This is a genomic window from Vicinamibacteria bacterium (genome assembly GCA_035620555.1).
Taxonomy (GTDB): Bacteria; Acidobacteriota; Vicinamibacteria; order Marinacidobacterales; family SMYC01; genus DASPGQ01.
The window spans coordinates 1-2,817 of record DASPGQ010000448.1; the positions used below are offsets into that span (position 1 = coordinate 1).

Consider the following 2,817-nt stretch of genomic DNA (forward strand, 5'->3'; position numbering starts at 1 on the left):
ATCCGAGATTCGAGGAAGCGTTGCTCGTTGTCTCGCATGACAGCACGCCGGTCATCGTGGTCGGCAACGAAGGTTGGGGTTACGTGGGCATCAGTCCCCTCGAGTTGAGACCGTTGCTCTTTCAGAGCTTCAGTCTGCTGTCCCAGTCTCGAAACGAAAGCCCCTCGCTCGCACGAGTTCTCGAGAGCGCGGGAATCGCGAGCGGTTCCCGCGTCGGCGTCGTGGGATGGAAATACTTCACCGAGCGGGAGAGCCATGCGCCTGACCAATGGCTCGAGATTCCGAGCTACATCGCCGACACCCTCCGGGAAGTGGCCGGCGATCCGTCGCGGGTGAAGAATGCGAACGCGCTATTCATGAACGCCACGGACGGGCTTCGGGTCTCGAACGAGCTCGAGCAGCTTGCGGCGTTCGAGTACGCCGCCTGCCACACATCGAGCGCCATCCGGAACGTACTCTTCGGTCTCGAGCCCGGGATGACGGAGTTCGAAGCAGTACGCCTCATGCGCCTAAACGGGATGCCCCTGTCCTGTCATCCGATGTTATCGAGCGGCCCCCGCGCCGCCATGGGCTTGCCCAGCCCGAGCTCGCGGGCCATCGAAAGAGGGGACCCCTTCACGACCGCCGTCGGCGTATGGGGAGCGCTCAACTGCCGCGCCGGATTCGTCGTCGAAGACGAAACCGAGCTTCCCCTAGGAGCGCGTGACTACGTGGACAAGCTCGTCGCTCCCTACTTTCGCGCCATCGTGTCCTGGTACGAGACCATCGGCATCGGCGTCCGCGGCGGGGAGCTCTTCGACGTCATTCATCGCCACCTCGGGGATCCATTTTTTGGCGTGAAGCTGAATCCCGGTCATCAGATCCATCTGGATGAATGGGTGAACTCGCCCATCTTCGCCGGTTCGGAGATCGAGCTTCGCTCGGGAATGGCGTTCCAGGTCGACGTCATTCCGGCAACGGGTACCGAATACTTCACCACGAACATCGAAGACGGTATCGCCCTCGCCGACGACGCGCTGCGCCTCGGATTCGAGAAACATTATCCCGAAGCCTGGGAGCGCATCCAGAGACGCCGGCAGTTCATGCGAGACGTGCTGGGAATCCGGCTGAAGCCGGAGGTGCTTCCGTTCTCCAACATTCCCGGCTACCTTCCGCCGTTCCTTCTCCGCCCGGAGAGGGTAATGGTCGTCACCGGAAGACGGTCGTGACGACGACGGTTGAGGGCCCGTTTCGACTGGGCGAGTGGCTGGTGCAACCCGATAGCGGTGAGATCCTGAACGGTGATGAAACGATTCGCCTCGAGCCGAAAGTCATGGAGCTTCTCGTCCTCTTCGCGAAACATCCTGGACGAGTTCTCTCCAAAAACCAGATTCTCGAAGAGCTGTGGCCGGGAACGTTCGTTTCCGACAGCGTCGTGTTCCGCCACATCTCCGAGCTCCGCCGTCTTCTCGGCGATGACGCGAAAAAGCCGCGTTTCCTCCGGACGATTCCGAAGAAGGGCTATTGCCTCTTGTCGCCACCGAAACCGGTCTCGAGGGACATCGGCGAGGCTCGCTCCGGCCCGACGGCTCGCTCCCGGTCCGTGTGGCGCTCGGTGGTTGTGCCGCTTCTCTTCACCTGTGCCTTGCTCGTCGGCATTTTTCGACTCTGGGATGGATGGAATCGCAGACAGCCGGTCGAGCCTCGCGCTCGCCCCTCCGCGTCGCCCGCGTTCGAGGACTTCATGCGCGGCCAGCTCTTCGAGGATCGCGTCGACTGTGAGTCGTACGTCATGGCGCGACGTGCCTACGGTGAAGCGTTGCGCCGGGACCCTCAATTCGGGTCGAACCACAAAGGTCTCATGGATACGCTCGTGGCAACCGGTGTTCTCGGTTGCGAGCCCGCGCCGGCGGTACGCACGAGTCTGGCCGAGGCTCTCGAGGCCTCTCGCGAGGCGATCCCACCGCACGATTATCAGATGGTCTCGGGCCAGCTCGCGTTCTGGTATCACTGGAGCTTGCCCGAGGCCGTCGAGGCCTTCGGCCAGGCGCGCTCTCTCGAAGCGGATTACGATGCGGACGCGACCTATGCGACCTATCTTCTCAAACGGAACGAAGTCTCCGACGGTCTCAGAGAGCTTCGACTGGCCCTGAGCGAAGAGCCGACCCATGTGGGCTTGAGCTGGTCATTGGGCACGGCGCTCTATCTGATCGGCCGGTACGACGAAGCGATCGAACAGCTGCATACTACGCTCGAGATGTTCCCTGGTTTCTCTCCCGCACGCCACGTGCTGGCCTTGTCCCATTGGGCACGGGGAGATATCGAGACCGCTCTGACTCTCGTCGAATCGAGCCCGCTCCTCCCAGAGCACAAGCCCGACCGCTTCGATGCCGTACCCGGCTTTCTCTATGGCGCGAGCGGCCAACGAGCGCGCGCGAGAGAAGCCCTTCGTGCGTGGAAACAGCGTGCTCGAGACGAATGGCTTCCCTCGACGGCGCTCGCGCTGCTTCACCTGGGCGTCGGCGAGCGCGACGAAGCCATCGAAGCGCTGAGTGATGCCTTCGAGGAGCGCGACCCCTGGCTTCTGGTACTGCCGATGGACTCCGCGTTTGCCTCTCTTCGGGAGCAGCCCCGCTTTCGCGAGCTCGTGGCGAGACTGCCTTGACTTTCTGTGCTCAATGCCGTGGCGGGACCCGTAATTGATCGTGCCGCCACGGCTCGGGCAGCTTACGGCGCGGCAAGCGCGCCGGGCTCGCTCCGCTCGCGCAGGCTGGGCTGTATTTTTTCATCAGCCTGACTAGAGCTCTCGCTCAGTACGCCTTCAGCCCCACCGCTCGG

Annotated in this window: 2 protein-coding genes; both read left to right on the forward strand. The window is 62.8% G+C overall.

Annotation, left to right across the window (positions count from 1 at the left end; genetic code table 11):
- The coding region (locus VEK15_18170) for a M24 family metallopeptidase (GenBank protein ID HXV62632.1) at nt 1–1,208 on the forward strand (1,208 nt) is incomplete at its 5' end.
- Complete coding sequence (locus VEK15_18175; GenBank protein HXV62633.1) at nt 1,205–2,644, forward strand: winged helix-turn-helix domain-containing protein; 1,440 nt, start codon at nt 1,205–1,207, stop codon at nt 2,642–2,644. The genes VEK15_18170 and VEK15_18175, both read left to right, overlap by 4 nt.
- Nucleotides 2,645–2,817 lie beyond the last annotated feature (173 nt).